Annotated in this window: 11 protein-coding genes and 1 pseudogene; 3 read left to right on the forward strand and 9 right to left on the reverse strand. The window is 41.6% G+C overall.

Annotated elements, in window-relative coordinates:
- Positions 1-55 precede the first annotated feature (55 nt).
- The 3 genes from PAT01_RS03060 (at position 56) to PAT01_RS03075 (ending at position 5139) form a co-directional block, all read left to right on the forward strand.
- A complete protein-coding gene (locus tag PAT01_RS03060; RefSeq protein ID WP_138577233.1) occupies positions 56-1138 on the forward strand; it encodes an efflux RND transporter periplasmic adaptor subunit in 1083 nt (360 codons plus the stop codon).
- Between the two features lie 2 nt (positions 1139-1140).
- Positions 1141-4221 carry an efflux RND transporter permease subunit gene (locus PAT01_RS03065; RefSeq protein ID WP_138577235.1) on the forward strand — a complete coding sequence of 1027 codons (3081 nt, stop codon included), beginning with the start codon at positions 1141-1143 and terminating at the stop codon, positions 4219-4221.
- A 333-nt stretch (positions 4222-4554) separates the two neighbouring features.
- Positions 4555-5139 (forward strand): hypothetical protein, encoded by a 585-nt coding sequence (locus tag PAT01_RS03075; RefSeq protein WP_138577239.1) that lies wholly within the window; start codon positions 4555-4557, stop codon positions 5137-5139.
- A gap of 9 nt (positions 5140-5148) precedes the next feature.
- Here PAT01_RS03075 and rluF read toward each other — a convergent pair whose 3' ends face one another.
- The 9 genes and pseudogenes from rluF to malQ form a co-directional block, all read right to left on the reverse strand.
- Positions 5149-6135, reverse strand: a complete 987-nt coding sequence (gene rluF / locus PAT01_RS03080; protein WP_029774482.1) for a 23S rRNA pseudouridine(2604) synthase RluF — start codon at positions 6133-6135, stop codon at positions 5149-5151.
- Positions 6136-6211: 76 nt separating this feature from the next.
- Positions 6212-7291 carry a DUF418 domain-containing protein gene (locus PAT01_RS03085; RefSeq protein WP_154944752.1) on the reverse strand — a complete coding sequence of 360 codons (1080 nt, stop codon included), beginning with the start codon at positions 7289-7291 and terminating at the stop codon, positions 6212-6214.
- Positions 7292-7325: 34 nt separating this feature from the next.
- On the reverse strand, positions 7326-8540 hold the full coding sequence (locus PAT01_RS03090) for an EAL and HDOD domain-containing protein (RefSeq protein ID WP_138577241.1): 1215 nt from the start codon (positions 8538-8540) through the stop codon (positions 7326-7328).
- A 91-nt stretch (positions 8541-8631) separates the two neighbouring features.
- Positions 8632-10167 carry a glycogen synthase gene (locus tag PAT01_RS03095; RefSeq protein WP_138577243.1) on the reverse strand — a complete coding sequence of 512 codons (1536 nt, stop codon included), beginning with the start codon at positions 10165-10167 and terminating at the stop codon, positions 8632-8634.
- Between the two features lie 41 nt (positions 10168-10208).
- Positions 10209-11510, reverse strand: a complete 1302-nt coding sequence (glgC, locus tag PAT01_RS03100; protein ID WP_138577245.1) for a glucose-1-phosphate adenylyltransferase — start codon at positions 11508-11510, stop codon at positions 10209-10211.
- A 14-nt stretch (positions 11511-11524) separates the two neighbouring features.
- Positions 11525-14061, reverse strand: a pseudogene (locus PAT01_RS03105) (glycogen/starch/alpha-glucan phosphorylase).
- Entirely contained in the window at positions 14054-16117 is a 2064-nt protein-coding gene (gene glgX, locus PAT01_RS03110) for a glycogen debranching protein GlgX (protein WP_154944703.1), read from the reverse strand. Before glgX ends, PAT01_RS03105 begins: the two are co-directional and overlap by 8 nt.
- A complete protein-coding gene (gene glgB / locus PAT01_RS03115) occupies positions 16110-18329 on the reverse strand; it encodes a 1,4-alpha-glucan branching protein GlgB (RefSeq protein WP_154944705.1) in 2220 nt (739 codons plus the stop codon). The genes glgX and glgB overlap by 8 nt, the downstream gene beginning before the upstream one ends.
- The gene (malQ, locus tag PAT01_RS03120; RefSeq protein ID WP_154944707.1) at positions 18322-20319 is read right to left on the reverse strand and encodes a 4-alpha-glucanotransferase; all 1998 of its coding nucleotides are present in this window, start codon (positions 20317-20319) and stop codon (positions 18322-18324) included. The genes glgB and malQ overlap by 8 nt, the downstream gene beginning before the upstream one ends.
- Positions 20320-20324: the final 5 nt, after the last annotated feature.

Here is a 20324-nt window from a genome sequence, read left to right on the forward strand (position 1 = left end):
GGTTGCGGCGTATCCTGCACTTAATTATTTTGCCCATCATTGCCACGGAGAAGACATGAAACTCTTTCGTCTATGTATACTTACTACGACTTTACTTACCTTAATGGCCTGCTCAGAGCCAGAAAAGCAAGTAAAAGAAGAGCCCATTAGGCCTGTAAAGTTATTCAATATAGGACATGATTCGCAAACAAATGTGCGCAGTTTTCCTGCTGAAGTGGTTGCTAACCAAGGCTCGTACTTAGCATTTAGAGTCAATGGTGAACTGGTAGAGTTTCCGGTATTAGCAGGTGAAGAAGTTGAAGAAGGACAACTTTTAGCAAAGCTTGACCCAGAAGACTTTCAATTACAGTACGATGATAGAAAAGCCCGTTATGAGCTTGCTAAATCACAACTTAGCCGCATTGAACAATTACTTGAAAAAAGAATCGCGAGTCAATCAGAGTACGATGAAGCATTAGCCAATATGCAAGTGGCAGAGTCTGCCTTTAAAATTGCCGAAACCAACCTAGAATACAGCGAACTGCGCGCCCCATTTGCAGGGACTGTAGCCAAAGTATTTGTTAAAAACTTTGAAAACATTCAAGCCAAGCAAAACATTTTACGCCTAGAAACCCGCGATTTAATGGATGTAGAAATCCAAGTTCCTGAAAAAATAATAGCGCGCATTAAAAAAGGCAGCGACTACCACCCTACCGTTGTGTTTGACGGTTATGATAATAAAGAGTACACCCTTGATTTAAAAGAGTGGGATACGCAGGCCGATCCTACTACGCTTACCTACAAAGTTGTTTTTTCGCTGCCAGTACCCAAAGACTTTAACTTACTTGCAGGGATGACAGGGCGTGTATTTATCGATTTATCAAAAGTAACCAGCTCGCAAGTGGCTTACACTATTTTACCGGTTGAGTCGGTTTTTTCTGAAGCTAAAGAAAGCGTGTCAGATAACGCCTATGTGTGGATATATAACCCAGAAACCGGTGTTGTTAATAAACAAGCCGTTAAAGTAGGCCAAGTACACCGCGACGGCATTGAAGTGCTAAGCGGTATTAAAGAAGGCCAAATTGTCGTCTCTGCTGGCGTACACTCATTAGATGAGGGCATGAAAGTACGTCCATGGAATAAAGAGCGAGGCTTATAATTATGAGCTTTGCGCAACTCTCCATAGAGAAAAAAGTAATTAGCTGGATGTTTGCACTACTGCTGTTAATTGGCGGGAGTGTGTCATACTTTGATTTAGGCCAACTAGAAGACCCAGAGTTTACGCTTAAAACCGCCATGGTTATTACTATGTATCCGGGTGCATCGCCACAACAAGTAGAGGAAGAAGTCACCTTTCCTATCGAAAATGCAATTCAGCAACTCCCCTACGTAGATTATGTGACCTCTATTTCATCAAATGGTAAGTCGCAAATATCGGTAGAAATGAAAAGCACCTACCGAAAAGAACAGCTGCGCCAAATTTGGGATGAAATGCGCCGTAAAATTAACGACTTAGCGCCTTCACTTCCAAGTGGCGTTTACCCAAGCACCATTTTAGATGACTTTGGTGATGTATACGGCGTTATGTATGCGGTTACCGGCGATGGCTACTCTTATGATGAACTTAAAGATTACACCGATTACTTAAAGCGTGAACTCGTACTGGTTAAAGGTGTGAGTAAAGTGACCATTGCTGGTGAGCAACAGCCTCAAGTAATGGTTGAAGTGTCTACCCGTAAATTAGCGCAGCTCGGTATTGCCCCAAGCCATATTTTTGGTTTACTGCAATCGCAAAATACAGTCTCTAACGCAGGTAAAATTAGAGTGGGCGATGAGTCTATACGCTTTCACCCAACCGGCGAATTTAAAGATGTTAAAGAGCTCGAAACCCTACTTATATCAAAACCCGGTGCTAGCGAGCTTATTTACTTAGGTGATGTAGCCAAAGTATTTAGAGAATACGCAGAAGTACCCAGCAATGTTATTCGCTACAACTCAGAACAAGCGCTTTTAATTGGCGTTTCGTTTATGAATAGCGTGAACGTAGTAGATGTAGGTAAACGTATTGACGAGCACTTAGCAGAGCTTGAATATCAACGCCCACATGGCATACATGTAGAATCGGTGTATAACCAACCTAAAGAAGTAGAAAAATCGGTAGATGGCTTTATTGTCAGCCTAGTTGAGGCGATTGCCATTGTAATCGTAGTACTGCTTATATTTATGGGGTTAAAAAGTGGTATTTTAATTGGCGGTATTTTATTACTCACCGTTTTAGGCACCTTTATATTTATGAAGTTGTTCGCCATAGACCTGCAACGTATTTCTCTAGGTGCGCTTATTATTGCCCTTGGTATGCTGGTAGATAACGCTATAGTAGTAACCGAAGGCATATTAATAAATTTAAAGCGTGGCCAAACTAAGTTAAAAGCTGCGGTTAATATTGTAGAACAAACTAAATGGCCGCTACTAGGCGCTACAGTTATTGGTATTACTGCGTTTGCCCCTATTGGCTTAAGCTCTGATGCGACCGGTGAATTTGCGGGTAGCTTATTTTGGGTGTTGTTTATATCGCTTTTACTAAGCTGGATCACCGCCATTACGCTTACGCCATTTTTTGCAAATTTAATGTTTAAACAAGATGAGTTTAAAAAAGCTAAAAATGCTGAGGGCGAAGAGGATGATGACGACCCATACCAAGGCTTTATTTTTACCGGCTATAAAGCACTTTTAGATGTATCTATGCATTATCGTAAAACCACGCTTGTGCTTATGGTCGTGCTTCTTTGCTCGGCTGTGGTTGGTTTTGGTGCGGTTAAACAATCGTTTTTCCCCGCCTCTAACACGCCTATGTTTTATGTAGATTACTGGCAGCAACAAGGCTCCGACATAAGAGCAACGCTAGAGGGAATTAAAAAGCTTGAAAACTACCTTCAAAAAGAAGAGCTAGTTGAAGAAATAACCAGTACTACAGGCCAAGGTGCTCCACGCTTTATGCTTACTTATGCACCGCAAAAGTCGTACTCGTCATACGGGCAGCTCATTATTAGAGTAAAAAACCGCGAGGCGGTGGCTGTAGTAATGCAAAAAGTGCGTGAATACTCGCAAAATACACCGCTTTCAGCTGAGCTTAAAATTAAGCCCATGGAAATTGGCCCCTCAACCGATGCTAAAATTGAAGCACGCTTTACAGGCCCCGATCCGGTAATACTTAGACGATTAGCCGCCCAGGCTGAAGAAGTTATCGCACAAGACGACGGCGCTTATAATATTCGTGATGATTGGCGCGCACGTACTAAAATGATTCGCCCACAATTTAACGAACAAAAAGCGCGCCGCTTAGGTATTAGTAAGTCAGACCTTGATGATGTTCTGCTTACTAGCCTTTCGGGCAAGCAAGTGGGTGTATATCGTGATGGTACGCAACTTCTGCCAATTATTGCTCGCTCACCGGCAAATGAGCGCCTAAATGTAGAAAGCGTTCACGATTTACAAATATACAGCCCTGTATTGGGTGTATTTGTGCCAGTAACGCAAGTGGTTGACGAATTTGTGGTTGAATGGGAAGACAGCCTAATTATGCGCCGCGACCGAAAGCGCACAATAACGGTAATGGCCGATCACAACGTATTAGGCGATGAAACTGCCGCTAAGTTATTTGCACGCGTGCGCGGACCCGTAGAGGCAATAGAGCTACCGCGTGGTTATAAATTAGAATGGGGCGGCGAGTATGAGTCGTCATCGGATGCGCAAGCCGCTATATTTGGTTCATTACCGCTGGGTTATTTAGCGATGTTTGCGGTAACCGTACTGCTGTTCAATTCACTTAAACAGCCTTTAGTTATTTGGGCTACAGTGCCACTTGCCATTATTGGTGTGAGTGCGGGCATGTTAATAATGAATGCGCCATTTAGCTTTATGGCACTACTTGGATTACTAAGTTTAAGCGGGATGCTGATTAAAAACGGCATTGTGTTGGTCGATCAAATAAATCTTGAGCTTCGCGATGGTAAATCGCCTTATCAAGCTGTGTTTGAATCTGGCGTTAGCCGTGTACGCCCTGTAGCCATGGCGGCTATTACCACCATTTTAGGTATGATCCCGCTGTTGTTTGACGTGTTCTTCCAGTCAATGGCGGTAACTATTATGTTTGGTTTAGGTTTTGCAACCATACTCACGCTTATTGTAGTGCCTGTGCTTTATACTGTTGTATTTAGAATAGACTACGAGCCTAGAAAGTAATTTAAAAGCCTTACAGGACGTTTAAAACGCAGCTTACCTCACAGTAGCTGCGTTTTTTATTATTTAAACCGAAGTTAAAGATGGACATAATAAACTAGGTTGTATTTGTATTCTCTTTGGCTGTTTTCGCTTTATAACCGACGAAAATGGCAATGTAGATTTAAACAACTACCGTTTCACGGGCGGTATTACACTGGTAATAACAGGCATGTTTGACGGTACTTACGATTTAATTAAACGACTGCGCTCTAAAAACAGCGTATCTGCATTAGCCATTTATTTAGGGCTTTATTTACTTTATATTGGCGTTGTGTTTTATAAGTAACCCCTCAAATGACAGCAAAACAACTTTTTAGAATAATAATTACCGCTAGTTTACTATTCCCACCCCTATTTTTTATTGCTTGGGATGAAAATCTCGATCCCCCCTTTATTGCCAATACCGCTTATGATTTTTTAACACATAAGCTGCTTCCTGTTTTGTCAGTAATAATTAGTATTGCAGGGGGGATGTACGGATACAAAAAGTACAACGCATGCATAACATTTAAATCAAATTTTAAAGACTACTTAGAGGATGATGGGAAGCTTAGGGGCTGGCTGGGTATTTTGTTTATACCGGTTTTAGTTTATTTATGGCTGTGGGCTAGTTTTTGTATTTCAGTAAAGTTATGGACGTATTATTATAGCGACAATAGCTGGCAGCAAGATTACCAGCTACTGGCTGTAGAGGCGTGTCCGAGTGATTACGAATACAGCTGCGCAAAACTGGTTGTGCTTGATTTACAAACTTACAGAAAGCGCTCTTTTAGGTGGTATTTAGATAAACCAGCATTAAAGCGGCTAAAAAATGAGAAAATAAACATCGTGGGCGTTAAAAGCCCACTAGGTAACGTCGTGCATCAAATACAATGGTAAGTGCGCACGCTATTTTTTTAAACTTAATGTGCCAGATGAACGCGCTTTACCGTTTGCTGGCTTTTTGTTGTTTGCGCTTTTGCTATCGCCTTGCGTATTTTTACTAGCTCCGCCTTTACCTACATAGGTGGTGGAGCGCTTTTGAAAAGGGGTGTTACTTCTTTGAGTGCGAGTGCCTCGCTCATTATTAAAGGCACGTGGGTTTTCCCCCTGAAAATCACGCTTTTTAGGCTCGCCTTTGTTATTGGCATTTTGCTTATTGGTATCAACCGAATGCTCTTGCGTTTTACCCGAATCGGCAATGGAGTCATTAATTTGCGCCATTTCTACGTCGGTTAAATGTCGCCACTGGCCTACTTTTAAGCCCTTTAACGTTACATTCATAATGCGGGTACGTTTAAGGGTTACAACTTCATAACCTAGGTATTCACACATACGGCGAATTTGGCGGTTTAAACCCTGCGTAAGCACAATTTTGAATTCTTGCGGAGCTGTTTGCGTCACTTTACATTTTTTTGTAACGGTATCTAAAATAGGAATACCGTTGGCCATTTTGCTCACAAATTGGCGATTGAGTGGTTTATCAACTGTCACCACGTATTCTTTTTCGTGGTTATTACCCGCTCGCAAAATTTTATTAACGATATCGCCTTCGTTAGTTAAAAAAATCAATCCTTCTGAAGGTCTATCTAAACGGCCGATAGGAAATATACGGGTGGGATAATTAACGGCTTTGACAATATTACTTTGAATTTTACTCTCGGTGGTACAGGTAATACCCACTGGCTTATTATACGCTATGTACACGCGTTTTGGTTTTTCGCGCAGCGGTTTTCCATCGACTAAAACAGTATCGGTATCAGCCACTTTTACGCCCATTTCAGGCGTATTACCATTAACTGTTACACGACCTTGCTCAATATATTTATCGGCTTCACGGCGTGAACAAAAACCTGTTTCACTAATAAATTTATTTAAACGTTTTAATTCGGTCATGGCACTGAATGGTCCTAATTTTAAAGGCGACTAGTGTAAACCACACGCCATTATTTTTCGCCCCTAATTTAAACCTTTACGCATTAATTTTTGCAATTTTTGCTTGAGTTAACCTGCGCCAAACATATTCCAGCGGCCCTTGCTCATAATAGCGACAATATAAAGCTGTAAACAATAGCTGCACGCTAACTAGGCCAGTCGCGATTATCCAATAGTCTATTCGGTTAAAACTTAATACCCACTGCGGATACAACACTTTATAAAGCAACAGCTGCATAAGTGTTTGGCATATATATAAGGTAAAAGCTAAGCGCCCCGCCTGCTGAATAAGCTGGCCCACATGAGCACGGTTATTACAAAATTTAACGATGAGATGAATATAAAATACAGCCATGAATAACGCGGCAAAGGTATTTATAAACTCTTGTAGGGCGAACCCCGCTCCCCCAGTAAACTTTGACGCATAAAGCCTCATGCCTGAAAAAATAAAGGCGCCAGCTATACAAACAATAAGGTGCGGCTTAGTTAAACCTTTACTAAAAACCTCATTTTTATATAAATATATGCCAATCAGCATTAGCCCTACGCACAGCCACATGATCATGATAGGAACAGCTACCAGCATTAATACATTCATACCTAGGTTACTCAAAAAGTAATCGCTGTAATGCGGGCTATATAAATCGATATACTGTGCTGAATCACGATAAACGAGCTCATCTGGCGCACTAAAAAGCACCAACCCCGTGGCTACACAACCAATTAAAAGAAACTCCCCTGCCCTTTTTACAAGCAGTTGATTATTACTTTGCAAATATTTTAGAACAAACCAGCCAGATACACCGTACAAAAATAAAATGTCGCCAGCCCAAAGTAAAAAACCATGTACCAAACCAAAAATGATAAGCCAATGCAATCGCGCTTTTAAAGGCGCTGTTGATTTAACTTTTTGCCATTGAATATAAAGCCCTGCACCAAACAGTAAGCTAAACAGCGTTCTAAATCGGCCATCAACAAAAAAAGTACTCACAGCATGGATAAGGGTGTCGCTAAAAGGCGGGGTAGATAAAGGAATATAGCTATAATCCACTAAGCCAAACGCATAGCCATTCATATACACTAAGCAAAGCACGGCAATGCCGCGAATAAAGTCCATATTATAATTTCGCATAATGAGCGGTTACTGTCCTTTAACTATTATTTTTATAATTATCTGCCCAATCTACGGCTTGATTATATAATCCTGGCAGCACATCACTTTTAACATTAAGTAATATAACGGCTTTTTCTAATGTCCACCAGCTACCTGTTTCGTACGCTTGTACTACATTTAAAATATAATATAGGGTGTTTTTTTCGTTTAGTAATGCCGCTTTAATATCATCAGGAAAAGGTAACTTTTCGACTAATAAACTCATAGGTTGATCGAGTATGGCATTTAGTAACGAAAACAAGCCGGTTAAAAACGCCTCACCCACCAACGATTTAGACACCTGCTTTGCTATTAGCTCACAAAAGCGTGCTCTAACTACACACACTTGCATTAGCTCTGCTGGCTTTTTACCCGCGGTGTGCGCGGTAACAATTAAACTAACAAACTTTTTTAAACGCTCATGCCCTAAATACACTAACGCCTGCTTAATAGATGATATTTTACTCTGAATAGGAAAAACACCGCTGTTAATTAGCCGCATAAGCTTATAAGCCAAGGCCGCATCGGCTTCAAATAACGCACTAATTTGCTTTATATCTGGGCTTGGTTTCATTACTTGCGCGTAAATAGCCACAACTAACGCATAGTTATAATCAATGTCTTGCTGTTCGTGCATTGTGGGCTTGGCAAAAAAGTAGCCTTGAAAGTAATCAAACCCCATTTTATGTGCTTGGTGATAATCGGCTTGGGTTTCTATTTTTTCTGCTAATATTTTTATTTTTTTATGCTGTTTTAGTTTTTCTACAATCTCAGCAATATCTGATAAAGGCGTTTGCGCAATATCAAACTTTACTAGCTTAATAAACTTTAAAAATCGCTCCCATTGCTCGTTATAAACAAAGTCATCTAATGCGAGTTTATAGTTTTTATGAAAAAGCTCTCTGCAAAGCTGATAGTTATCGTCGGTGGGTTCAATGGTTTCTAATAGCTCAATGACCACATCTTTGCAGGGTAAAAAGTCACATAAATTGTGCTTTAAAGAGTCTGGGCCTATATTTATCAGTGCCGTTTTACCTGAGGTGATGTGGCGTGTGCCTAAATTAAGCTGGTTTTCCATTATTAGGCGAGCAGTTGCTTGACCTTCTTCTATATCGGGAAAAAAGTTTTCAGCACTATTACGAAATAAAAGCTCGTAAGCAACTACATTTTGCTTACGATTGAATATTGCTTGCCTTGCAACAAATACAGACACATTACCTACTTCTTATTTTTATACTCAAACTAAGTAATTAATAGCGTAAATAGGTATAAATGTCACTTCTACTGCGTTTAATTTTAATGATTTAGCAATACATGCTTGAAATATAATCAGCAGCGACCGTTTCCCACGAAAAACGTGCTCCTTTAGCATTAGCTGTAATGTTACTCCATTGCTTAGGATTTTGCTGTTTTAGCGTAAGGGTTTCAGTCAAGCATGTCATTAACCCATCAACTTGTTCATTCAACGAGCCGCCAGAAAATACAAAGCCATTGTTGTTGTGGCTTACGGTGTCTTTTAAACCGCCAACACTGTGGACTAAACAAGGTTGCCCTGCGCGCATAGCAAGCATTTGACTAATTCCGCATGGCTCGAACGAGCTTGGCATTAAAAATAAATCCCCAAGCTCATATAGGCTATCGCCAATACCTTGCCCATAACCTTTTAAAAACAATAAGTTTGTATTACGTGCCATAGCCTTGGTAAAAATGCTTTCAAGGGCTTTGTCACCAGAGCCTAAAATAATAAGACGACCGTTAAAACGGTTAATTATTTCACACACTTTATCAAGCGCTAATGCATTACCGTATTGTTGGCAAAGTAATAACACCTTTTGCTCGGTCAGCCTGCCAACACTTGTTACAAGGGGCCCATCTATTGGCGTGTTTTTAAACTGCAGCATGCGCTGATGCGCCACATAGTAGCTCGTTTCAAGCTGCTCATGTTTTGCCATCCAGTTAAATAAAGTATGTTCAATACGCTCATACAAGAGCGATAAAGTAACTTGCTTAGGGTTTTGCTCAGGGTATTCACAGCCATTTAATATTCCCACCACCTTGCCTTGAGCCGATTGATTTTGTAAATCAAGCTCTAAGCCTTCTCCACCAAAAAAACCTTGCTGATAATTACTCGGCTTTAGTACCTCGGTACTGTAAGTAGGTGAGACTAAATGAACTTTATCCGCCAAATTTATAGCACTGCGCATAGGGTTAAAACAGTGTGGGTAACGAGGGTCGCACAAATGTTGCCCGTTATAACCTAACGAAGGAAACCAAGCCTCTAAACTCGAGTCGTCGTGTTTAAAAGGCCTGATCCCTTGCAGTGCTAAATTATGAACTGTATAGGCAATATGTAAATTAGCGAGGGTATCGTAGCGTTTATCAAATTTTAATAATACGGCGACACACGCGCTATGCCAATCGTGTAAATGCAGTGCTTGAGGGCGCGTTATTAAACCCTGAAGCAGCGCTTCACATAGAGCGGCACTAAATAATGCATATTTTGTTGCATCAGTAGCAAAAGGTCGCCCGGGTTCGTCATTGCAATACACCGAACCCGATTGGCTAAACAGTGGGTGCGAAATAACAAATTGATTAATGTGTGTGTTGTCATCACTTATTTTAAATAAAGATAATACCTGTGGCTGCGCTCTAAATATAACAGTGACATCACCTATATATTCACGTTGCAGTTGCTCAAACCCATAATCAGGAATAACAACATCTACGCTCACGCCTTGTGCTGCTAGTGCTTTTGGGGCATCTCTGACTACATCTGCTACCCCGCCCACTTTAGCGTTTGGTAGAGCATCGTTTTCTGCGGCAACCATTAATACATGCATTTATTTACTACTTCCTTAACCTTTGTTATTCGCATCCGATTTTAAGCGAACTTTTTATTTTCGTGTGCTTGACGTTCAAGCTTTTTAGCAAGTTCCGTGAGCATATCACGGGTGACTAATACGATGCCTTTTTTAGATACCCTAAAGCCATTTTCTTCATCGGCTTTTCTATCGTAGCCAATTTCAAGCCCTGCGGGTATTTCACAGCTTCGATCAATTATGGCTCGCTTAATTTTACAATGACGATTAATAAGAGCCCCGGGTAAAATAACCGATTGCTCTATTTCGCAAAATGAACGCACGTGCACGTTTGAAAACAGCAGTGATTTTCTAACTACTGAGCCCGATACAATACACCCTCCCGATACCGTAGAGTCTACCGCCATACCTCGTCTGTCTTCATCATCAAAAATAAACTTAGCCGGTGGCAACTGCTCTTGGTAGGTCCAAATAGGCCAGGTTGGATCGTATAAATCTAGCTGTGGCTCGGGCATTACCAATTCCATATTGGCTTCCCAAAACGAGTCTAACGTTCCTACATCACGCCAATAAGGTTGCCCTTCTTGCATGGGATCTCTAAACGGAAACGCATACACACTGTGCTCTTCTATAATTGCCGGAATAATATCGTGCCCAAAGTCGCGGCCAGAACCTTCATTTTCAGCATCTTTTTTTAGCTGCTCAAATAAAAACTCAGTATTAAACACATAGTTGCCCATAGAGGCTAAGCAGGTACCTGGCTTACCAGGGACAGAGCTGGGGATCGAAGGCTTTTCATCGAAGCGACATACCCGATTTCTTTCATCAACGGTCATTACCCCAAAGGTATCTGCAGCCTCTTCAACAGGTACTTCAAGGCAACATACTGTCATGTCGGCGCCTTTTTGCACATGCTCGGCTAATAGAGCGCCGTAATCCATTCGATAAACGTGATCGCCTGACAAAATCATCACATATTTTGGCAGTTCGTGGCGAATAATATCCATGTTTTGAAAAACCGCATCGGCAGTTCCACAATACCACTCATCACCATTACGCTGAGATGCGGGTAAAATTTCAACCGACTCCCCCAGCTCTTTTTTAAAATGGCCCCAGGCGCGATTAACATGGCGAATCAAAGAGTGCGATTTATATTGTGTGGCTATGCCTACACGCCTCACACCCGAATTGATACAATTTGATAATGGAAAATCGATAATACGGTGCTTACCGCCAAAATAAACAGCGGGCTTTGCGCGCCAATCTGTCAATTCGTGTAAGCGTGAGCCGCGTCCACCAGCCAGTATTAACGCGTACGTATCTCGGGTTAAGCTACTTATGTAACGATTTGCATAACTAGGCATAATACTCTCTCCGTTTAGTCTGTGCTCTTAGTGGCATGGCTCGTAGTTGCGTGTAAGTCTGTTTCACTAATAGTTAGGGGGTTAGGTGCCAAATATCTTCACTGTATTGGCTTATGGTTCTATCGCTTGAAAATATGCCGCTTGCGGCCGTATTTAAAATACTCATTTGCGTCCAATGCGTTTGGTCTTGATACGCAGCCTCTACCTGCTTTTGCGCTGCCACATAGCTTTCAAAGTCATGTGCAACCAACCACGGATCGTGAGGGCTTTTAATAGCATTAATAATGTCGTCAAATAAATTAGGCTCAAACAGGTTAAATTGCCCGCTTTCGAGTAACTGCATTACATGGCTTAGGTCGCTGTTTTGCTCTATTAAATGAGAAGGGTTATATCGCGATTTAATATCATCAATTTGATGAGCCTGGGCACCAAACAAAAAGAAATTATCAGCGCCAACAGCGTCTCTAATTTCAATATTCGCCCCATCTAACGTACCAATAGTAAGCGCACCATTCATCATAAACTTCATGTTACCAGTGCCTGATGCTTCTTTACCTGCGGTCGATACTTGCTCTGATAAATCGGTTGCAGGGCAAATAGTTTCCATTGCGGTTACATTATAATTTGGCAAAAACGCAACTCGTAAATAAGGCGCTGCAAGTGGGTCTTTATTAATAACCTCAGCTACGTTATTAATTAACTTAATTATTTTTTTAGCCATGTAATAACCAGGGGCGGCTTTACCCCCTAGCAGCACACAACGTGGTACTAAGTTTGTAGTATCGCCTCGGCGTATACGGTCGTATAAATGAATAACATGAAGTACATTTAATAACTGGCGTTTGTATTCGTGAATACGTTTAACTTGTACGTCAAACATCATCTCTACATCAAAATCAACACCACAGCGCTCTTTCACTAAATCGACGAGACGTTGTTTGTTTTCGCGTTTAACATTTTGCCATTGCTGATGAAACGCGGTGTCGTCGAAGTAGCGGCGTAATTGGCTTATATCTGCAAAATCGCTAACCCATTTTGAGCCAATTTTTTCTGTAATTAAATGACTCAAGGCCGGGTTGCAGTGTGCTAACCAACGCCTTGGGGTAACCCCGTTGGTTTTATTATTAAACTTGTTAGGCCAAAGCTCATAAAAGGTTTTAAATAGCCCTTCTTTTAAAAGTTGGGTATGTAGTGCGGCCACACCATTTACCGAATAGCTACCAACAATCGCTAAATAAGCCATACGTATTTGCGGCACGTCGCCTTCTTCAATTAACGAAAGCGCACGCTGTTTACTTGCATCGCCTGGCCAATGCTGAGCCACTTGCGCTAAAAAGCGGGCGTTTATTTCATAAATAATTTCTAAAATTCGCGGCAATAGTTTTGCAAAAAGCGGCACTGACCACTTTTCTAATGCCTCTGGCAATAGCGTGTGGTTAGTGTAAGCCATTGTGCTGGTTGTAATTTCCCACGCGTTATCCCAATCAAGCTCGTAATCATCAACTAAAATGCGCATTAACTCTGCCACGGCAATACTTGGGTGCGTATCATTTAATTGAAATACATGATGTGCAGCAAAGTCACTAAAGTCTTCGCCGTACTGTTCAACCCATTGCGATACGATATCTTGAATACTCGCTGATGATAAAAAGTACTGTTGGCGTAATCTAAGCTCTTTACCATTTTCACTGCTGTCATTTGGGTAAAGCACCATTGTAATTTGTTCTGCTAGGTTTTTTTGCGCTACCGCTTCTGAATAACTCCCCGCATTAAACTCGGTTAAGTTAAATTCGTCGGTCGCTTCTGATTTCCATAGCCTTAGCGTATTAACAATGTCGTTTTTATAACCAGGAATAGGCACATCATATGGCACAGCTAATACGTCGTGACAACCAACCCATTGGCGATGTTCGCGCCCATGTTTGTCAGTATAACTTTGTACGTGCCCAAAAAACTTCACTCGTTGTGATTGCTCAGGCGCGGCAAGCTCCCACGGGTGCCCCTCACGAAGCCAGTTATCGGGTTGCTCAACTTGGTGGCCATTTTTTAATGATTGGTTAAACATACCGTATTCGTAGCGAATACCGTAACCAACCACGGGAAGCGCAAGGCTTGCACAGCTATCTAAAAAGCAGGCAGCTAAACGCCCAAGGCCACCATTACCTAGCCCTGCATCGTGCTCGGCCTGGGCTACGGTTTCAATTGTGGTGCAATACTCTTGCAGTGCACTGGAGACTTGCTCGTCTAAGTCGAGGTTTAAAATTGCATTACCAAGTGCTCTACCCATTAAAAATTCTAGGGATAGGTAAGCTGTTTTACGGCGTTTTTCTTGCTTGATTTGTTGTTTGGTTTCTCTGCAACGTGCAACCAGCCGATCTCTGATTGTCAGCGCAAGCGCATGATATAAATACAGTTGCGACTCACCCACTTTGTCACGCCCTAAACTGTAATAAAAGTGCCGAGTTAAATCATCTTTTAAAGTGCTTTCATCAATTACAGGGCCTTCTTGCCACCCTTTTACCACACACACATTTTCGTCTTGCTTAGACATGACCATCGTCCTCTAAATTTGCACTAAAAACCCAGCTGCTTTGTGCTGAAATTTCGACTATTGCATCCTCTTTACTACTCACCGATGCGTTATGTACACTTGATAAAACCATGTCCCATTGCGCCGCGATAGGCGATGGGGGTAACTTACAAAAAACTGTTTTTTTACTCGCATTTAAAATGATTAATAAGGCGTATTTATTTTGCTTATCTAACAAGCTATACATTAAAAACTGGCGCTGTGGCTCGTGCCAATGCTCGTTGGTCATTTTTACGCCTTGCTCGGTAAACCATTTAACCGTAAAGCGCTCGTCAATATCTTCTGAGAACACACTGTGTTTAAACGCACTGTGACCACGCCTTATTTTTAGTGCATCGTCAATAAATCGGGTTAGTGAATGATTTAGCTGCGAGTCTTTCCATGCCAACCAACTGGTGCGGTTATTTTGACAATACGCATTATTATTGCCCCCTTGCGAGTGCCCCATTTCACTGCCTGAGGCAATCATAGGCACCCCTTTTGAGAGTATTAGCGTAAGTAAAAAGTTCTTTTGTTGCTGCAGCCTTAGGGCAATAATTTTGGCATCATTAGTAAATCCTTCAACACCACAATTGGTGGAATGATTAGCGCTGTGGCCATCGCGATTTTGCTCGCCATTCGCTTCATTATGTTTATGCTCATAACTCACCAAATCGGCAAGCGTAAAACCATCATGGCTGGTAATAAAATTAATACTGTTTAGCGGCCCGCGCTGGCTGTGCTCAAAAATATCAAATGAGCCATGAATACGTTTTGCTACATTTGCAATAACGCCTTCTTCGCTTTGCCAAAATCGGCGTATGACATCTCTGTATTGGTCATTCCACTCTCGCCAAGGTGCAGCAAAAGCCCCCAGTTGATAACCTCCTGGCCCTATATCCCAGGGCTCACTAATAAGCTTTACACGGCTTAATACAGGGTCTTGTTCAATGGCTTGAAAAAACGCATGGGCGCTATTAAAACCATGGGCATTTCGGCCTAAAATGGTGGCTAAATCAAACCTAAATCCGTCTACTCCCATTACTTGCACCCAATAACGTAAGCTATCAAGTACCAGCTTTAAGGTTTTAGGATGATCAATATTAATGGTGTTACCACAGCCGGTATCGTTTATATACACCTGTGGCTTATCAGCCACCGTTCGGTAATAAGCTAAGTTATCTAGCCCTCTGAGCGATAAAATCGGCCCATCGGCGCCCGCTTCTGCGGTGTGGTTATAAACCACATCTAAAATAACCTCTATATCCGCTTTATGAAGCTCGCTAACCATGCGCTTAAATTCGTTAATGTCATCATCAACTAAATAATCTTTATGCGGCGTAAAAAAGTTGAGTGTGTTGTAGCCCCAATAATTTTGCAGCCCTTTTGCTGTTAAAAACTGCTCACTTATAAAAGCATGCACAGGGAGCAGCTCTAGTGCGGTAACCCCTAAATTATGTAAATGCTCAATAAAGCTAGGGTGGCTTAAGCCTAAAAATTTGCCTTGCAAATTTTTAGGAATATTAGGATGTCGGCACGTGGCGCCTTTTACATGGCACTCATAAATAACGGTATTAGACCAGCTATGGTTTGGCTTCTTATGTTTATAAGGCTGGCTATTTATAACCCGTGATTTAGGTATATCAATGGCATTATTAACGGTGCTTTTCGTGCCAATAGGCATTTGCCCATAGTGGCGCTCACTCCATGTAAATTCGCCAAATAAGTCTTTTGCATAAGGGTCTATCAGCAACTTATGCTCGTTAAACAGCAGACCTTTTTCAGGACTGTACTCCCCTTCTACGCGATACCCATATAATGCGCCTTCGGCTAAGGGTGCTACATGGGCTGTCCATATACCGCCTTCGTTGATATGCATGGTTACTTTTAATATTTCAGAGTGCCCACTTTTATCAAATAAGCACACATAAGCTTGTGTTGCCTTAGGTGCGTACAAGCTAAAGTTAACGCCGCCACTGCTAATAGTTGCGCCAAGTGGCTGTGGTTGCCCATGTGAAACCTCAAATCGATTACTCATCTTCAACCTTTTGTAAATAAATAGTCGTTAACCCGCCAATTGCAATTTTAATGCTGTGCGAAAAGCCATGAGCGCTTGCCTTAACGCTACTAACCGTGGCGTTTTTGTTTGCTGTTACTTTAATACCTGAGCCAAAAAAAGCGTCATCATCGGTGTTTAAAATAACCTTATATTTACCCGCTGCGGGTACCCCAATTTCATACTCTTGATAAGAAACAGGCGTAAAGTTTGCCACTACTACAATAAAGTCGTGGGCATTTTTAGCATAACGTACAAAACTAAATATACTTTGCTCGTTATTGTTGTTATCTATCCATTCAAAACCCGCAGGGCTTGAGTCGAGTTCATACAGTGCAGGCGACTTTTTATAAACAGTATTAAGCGCTTGTACAGTGTTTTGTATACCGCGGTGGCTTTTATGCTCTAGCAAATGCCAATCAATAGAATGGTTGTGATCCCACTCTTTTCGCTGTGCTATTTCGCCGCCCATAAACAGCAGCTTTTTACCGGGGTGCGCCCACATAAATGCGTAATACGCACGTAAATTCGCAAATTTTTGCCAATCATCACCAGGCATTTTTTCAATTAATGAGCCTTTACCATGTACAACTTCGTCATGACTTAGCGGTAAAATGTAATTTTCACTAAATGCGTACACCATAGAAAAGGTCATTACGTGATGATGATGCTGCCTATAAAGCGGGTCATGTTGCATGTAATGAAGGCTGTCGTTCATCCACCCCATATTCCATTTGTAGCCAAAACCTAAGCCATTGTGATCAACACTTTGAGTGACTCCCGGCCACGCGGTCGACTCTTCAGCCACCATCATAATGCCCTGATTATTTTTATAACTACGCAAATTCACCTGCTTTAAGCACTCAATAGCGCCTAGGTTTTCTCGCCCACCATAACAATTGGCAACCCATTCACCTTCTTTGCGGCTGTAATCTAAATAAAGCATTGAAGCCACCGCATCTACGCGCAGTCCATCAAGGCCAAATTGCTCTAGCCAATACATCGCATTAGAGATTAAAAAGCTTTTAACCTCCGGGCGGTCGTAATTATAAATATAGGTATTCCAATCAGGATGAAAGCCTTGTCGAATATCGGCATGCTCAAATAAATGCGTGCCGTCAAAGTGGTGTAAACCATGCGGATCACTAGGAAAATGCCCAGGCACCCAATCAAGTAGCACGCCTAAGTTTGCTTTGTGACACTGCTGAACAAAGTATTTAAAACTGCTGTAATCACCAAAGCGACTAGTTGGTGCAAATAAACCCACCGGCTGGTAACCCCAAGAGCCATCAAACGGGTATTCACTTATTGGCATTAATTGAATATGCGTAAAGCCCATTTCAAGCGTGTAATTAACCAGTTTGTCGGCAAGTTCGCTATAGCTTAAATAGCGGTTTTCTTCAGCCCTTTGCCATGAACCCAAGTGCACTTCGTAAATACTTATGGGCGCGTCTATATGGTTACGCTTTTGGCGATTTTTAAGCTCGCTATCACTGAGCGAAATAGCCGCTGCTTGCTGTTGTAACACACTGGCCGTACCCGGAGCTTGCTGCATTTTAAAGGCAAACGGATCTGCTTTTTCAAGCACATCGCCTTGCTGTGTCACAATAGAAAATTTATAACAGGTATCGGGTTGAAGCCCTGCGATAAAAAGCTCCCATACACCACATGCAGGATGAAAACGCATATAATGACGATTAGCTTGCCAAAGGTTAAATTCGCCAATAACAGATACACTGGCTGCATTAGGCGCCCACACACAAAAACGCACTCCATCAACCCCTTGTTGGTTAATAAAGTGTGCGCCTAAATGTTTATATGCATGCTCTAAACTGCCTTCGTTAAATAAATACATTGCATCTGTATCTAGGCTGCTTGCAAAGCTATATTCATCGTAAAAACATAATGCTGAGTTTGCATATTCAACGTTACACTTATAAGGTTGCGTGGGCATTTCGTTGCTTGTTGCAATGAATAAATCACTACTGTTATAACGCTTAGCAATAACTTTTTTATCATTAATAATAATATTTACATTTTTAGCTGCGGGTAAATACACGCGTATTTCGTAGCCATTTTTATAAGCATGTGCCCCTAAAAAACTAAAAGGGTCTTTAAATCTGCCGCCTTGTAGTGCAGTTACCTGTGCGTCGTAATGGGTCTGTAATGAATCCTTTGGTGCGGTACTACTCATATCCTTTCCTTATTGAATTAACTGCAGCCAAGGTACTGGCATTATTTTTAAAAATAGCGTTGCTTGAATGAGTTAAAACACGGCGCCAATTTGGGTATTCGGTATTAGTACCGGGTATATTCACCGGATACGTTTGTTTATCTAAATCATCAAGCTGAAGTGCAAATAAACGGGTCTCACTGTGTGCAAGTGCTTTGGCAAGTTCACCGTAAACACACATAGCATCGCTAGTTTCGCTAAGTTGCTCTGCGCTATGTAACTGTATAAAACGCAGTAATCGTTGTTTTTCTTGTTGTCGTTCGTGCAATTGCTGTTGGTACTGCTGATCATCAATAAGCTGATACTTACGTTTAATATCTAAATCATCTGTTTGCCACCAGCCGCAAAATGGCGGTACGTCATGATTCGCTATCATAATTAAACAATGCTTAGGTAATTCTTGTAACGGTAAAAACTCACCATCATGTTGTTTTTCAAAATAAAATAAGCTATTTGAATAAATACCACTTACAGCAAGTGCGTGTTTTACTTCGGGCGGGACTATGCCTAAGTCTTCACCTATTACTATGCACTGATTAAGGTGAGACTCTATTTTTAAAATAGCCAATAAGTGCTCGAAAGGGTAATAAACATAACAGCCATCTTGTGTGTGATTATTTTCAAAGCACCACCATAAGCGCCTTAGTGCCATAACGTGATCAATGCGCAAACCGCCAACGCCTTGCATGTTTGCGCTAATAAGTGAGCGATAAAAGGCAAAGTGATCATTTTTTAATTGTTGCGGGTTAAGCGCAGGCAGCCCCCAATTTTGCCCTGCTTGCGCCCAAGGGTCTGGCGGTGCGCCAACATTGGCATTATCACTAAAAAGTGATTGCTGAGATTGATACTCAACGCCATCACCTGCACAACCAACAGCAAGGTCATTAATTAAACCTATTGCCATGCCTTTATTTAAACAGTGCTGCTGACAATGGCTTAATTGTAATTTAGCCTGCCATTGTAAGTAGTAATCAAAGGTAGGATTGGCTGAATTTAGCGTAGTTAGGGTCTGGGCGTTTTGTTTACAAAACTGGGCAAACTCATCGCGTCGTGAAGCGCTGGCATGTGCTTCAAAATGACTAAATAGCGCTTTAAATAATGTATATTTAACGGCGCTTACTTTTTCATAATTTATAAACTGTTCATTGCTGTTAAAAAGCGCTTTTACCTCATCACTGTGTAACAAAGCATCTAATTGTGGATTGTTTTTAGCATCAGCTGATAGTTCAACACAAATGTACAAAGGATTTAATAACGCACGGCTATTAGGGCTATAGGGACTGGCTCGCTCACTTTGCTGTGCAAACAGCAAATGTAACGGGTTGAGTAATATGTAGTCCATGTGCTGCTGAGCACATAAATCACATAGCTCTAGTAAATCATTAAAATCCCCTACACCTAGGCCTGCTTTGTTTTTAACTGTGTACAACTGCAGCGAAAGCCCAGTGCGCTTAGTATCATCTACTTGAAAAACTTTTTCTGGGGTGGCCCACAATTGAATCTCTTTGCTTTGCTCCCCTACACTAACCAGCGCCTGATGATAACCTACCGGAATAGCCCCTAACGGCACTGCTACTTCAATATAACGCACGCCATGTACATAGTAATCGCCAGTGATGGCCAAATTATGTAAATTAGCACGCTCATAGGTAACGTTTAACTTTGGCAACGTTATCGCAACAGGTAAATCACGTTGACGCTCATCTATGCGAATATAAAAAAGGTTATCAGTTAAATTCACTAAGCTGGTATCGGGTGCTAACTCTAACCAAGGCGCAACATCTAATTGATAATTAAGCTGTGCTATTTGGTGTTCATCTTCGGTATTTACACCACAACATTGTAAGGCACGTTTGCGCGTGTCTTCGCTAAATATAACCTGCTCGCCCGTGTATTTAGTAAACTCATAACCGATACCGTGCAGATAAAACAACTGCGAAAGTGCGTCCATTTACT

Source organism: Pseudoalteromonas atlantica (assembly GCA_007988745.1).
Classification (GTDB): domain Bacteria; phylum Pseudomonadota; class Gammaproteobacteria; order Enterobacterales; family Alteromonadaceae; genus Pseudoalteromonas; species Pseudoalteromonas atlantica.

Coding starts and splice junctions, on each gene's coding strand:
- PAT01_RS03065 (WP_138577235.1), top strand. CDS start 1,141: ATGAGCTTTGCGCAACTCTCCATAGAGAAAAAAGTAATTAGCTGGATG.
- glgC (WP_138577245.1), bottom strand. CDS start 11,510: ATGCCTAGTTATGCAAATCGTTACATAAGTAGCTTAACCCGAGATACG.
- PAT01_RS03095 (WP_138577243.1), bottom strand. CDS start 10,167: ATGCATGTATTAATGGTTGCCGCAGAAAACGATGCTCTACCAAACGCT.
- PAT01_RS03085 (WP_154944752.1), bottom strand. CDS start 7,291: ATGGACTTTATTCGCGGCATTGCCGTGCTTTGCTTAGTGTATATGAAT.
- rluF (WP_029774482.1), bottom strand. CDS start 6,135: ATGACCGAATTAAAACGTTTAAATAAATTTATTAGTGAAACAGGTTTT.
- PAT01_RS03060 (WP_138577233.1), top strand. CDS start 56: ATGAAACTCTTTCGTCTATGTATACTTACTACGACTTTACTTACCTTA.
- PAT01_RS03075 (WP_138577239.1), top strand. CDS start 4,555: ATGACAGCAAAACAACTTTTTAGAATAATAATTACCGCTAGTTTACTA.
- malQ (WP_154944707.1), bottom strand. CDS start 20,319: ATGGACGCACTTTCGCAGTTGTTTTATCTGCACGGTATCGGTTATGAG.
- glgX (WP_154944703.1), bottom strand. CDS start 16,117: ATGAGTAATCGATTTGAGGTTTCACATGGGCAACCACAGCCACTTGGC.
- glgB (WP_154944705.1), bottom strand. CDS start 18,329: ATGAGTAGTACCGCACCAAAGGATTCATTACAGACCCATTACGACGCA.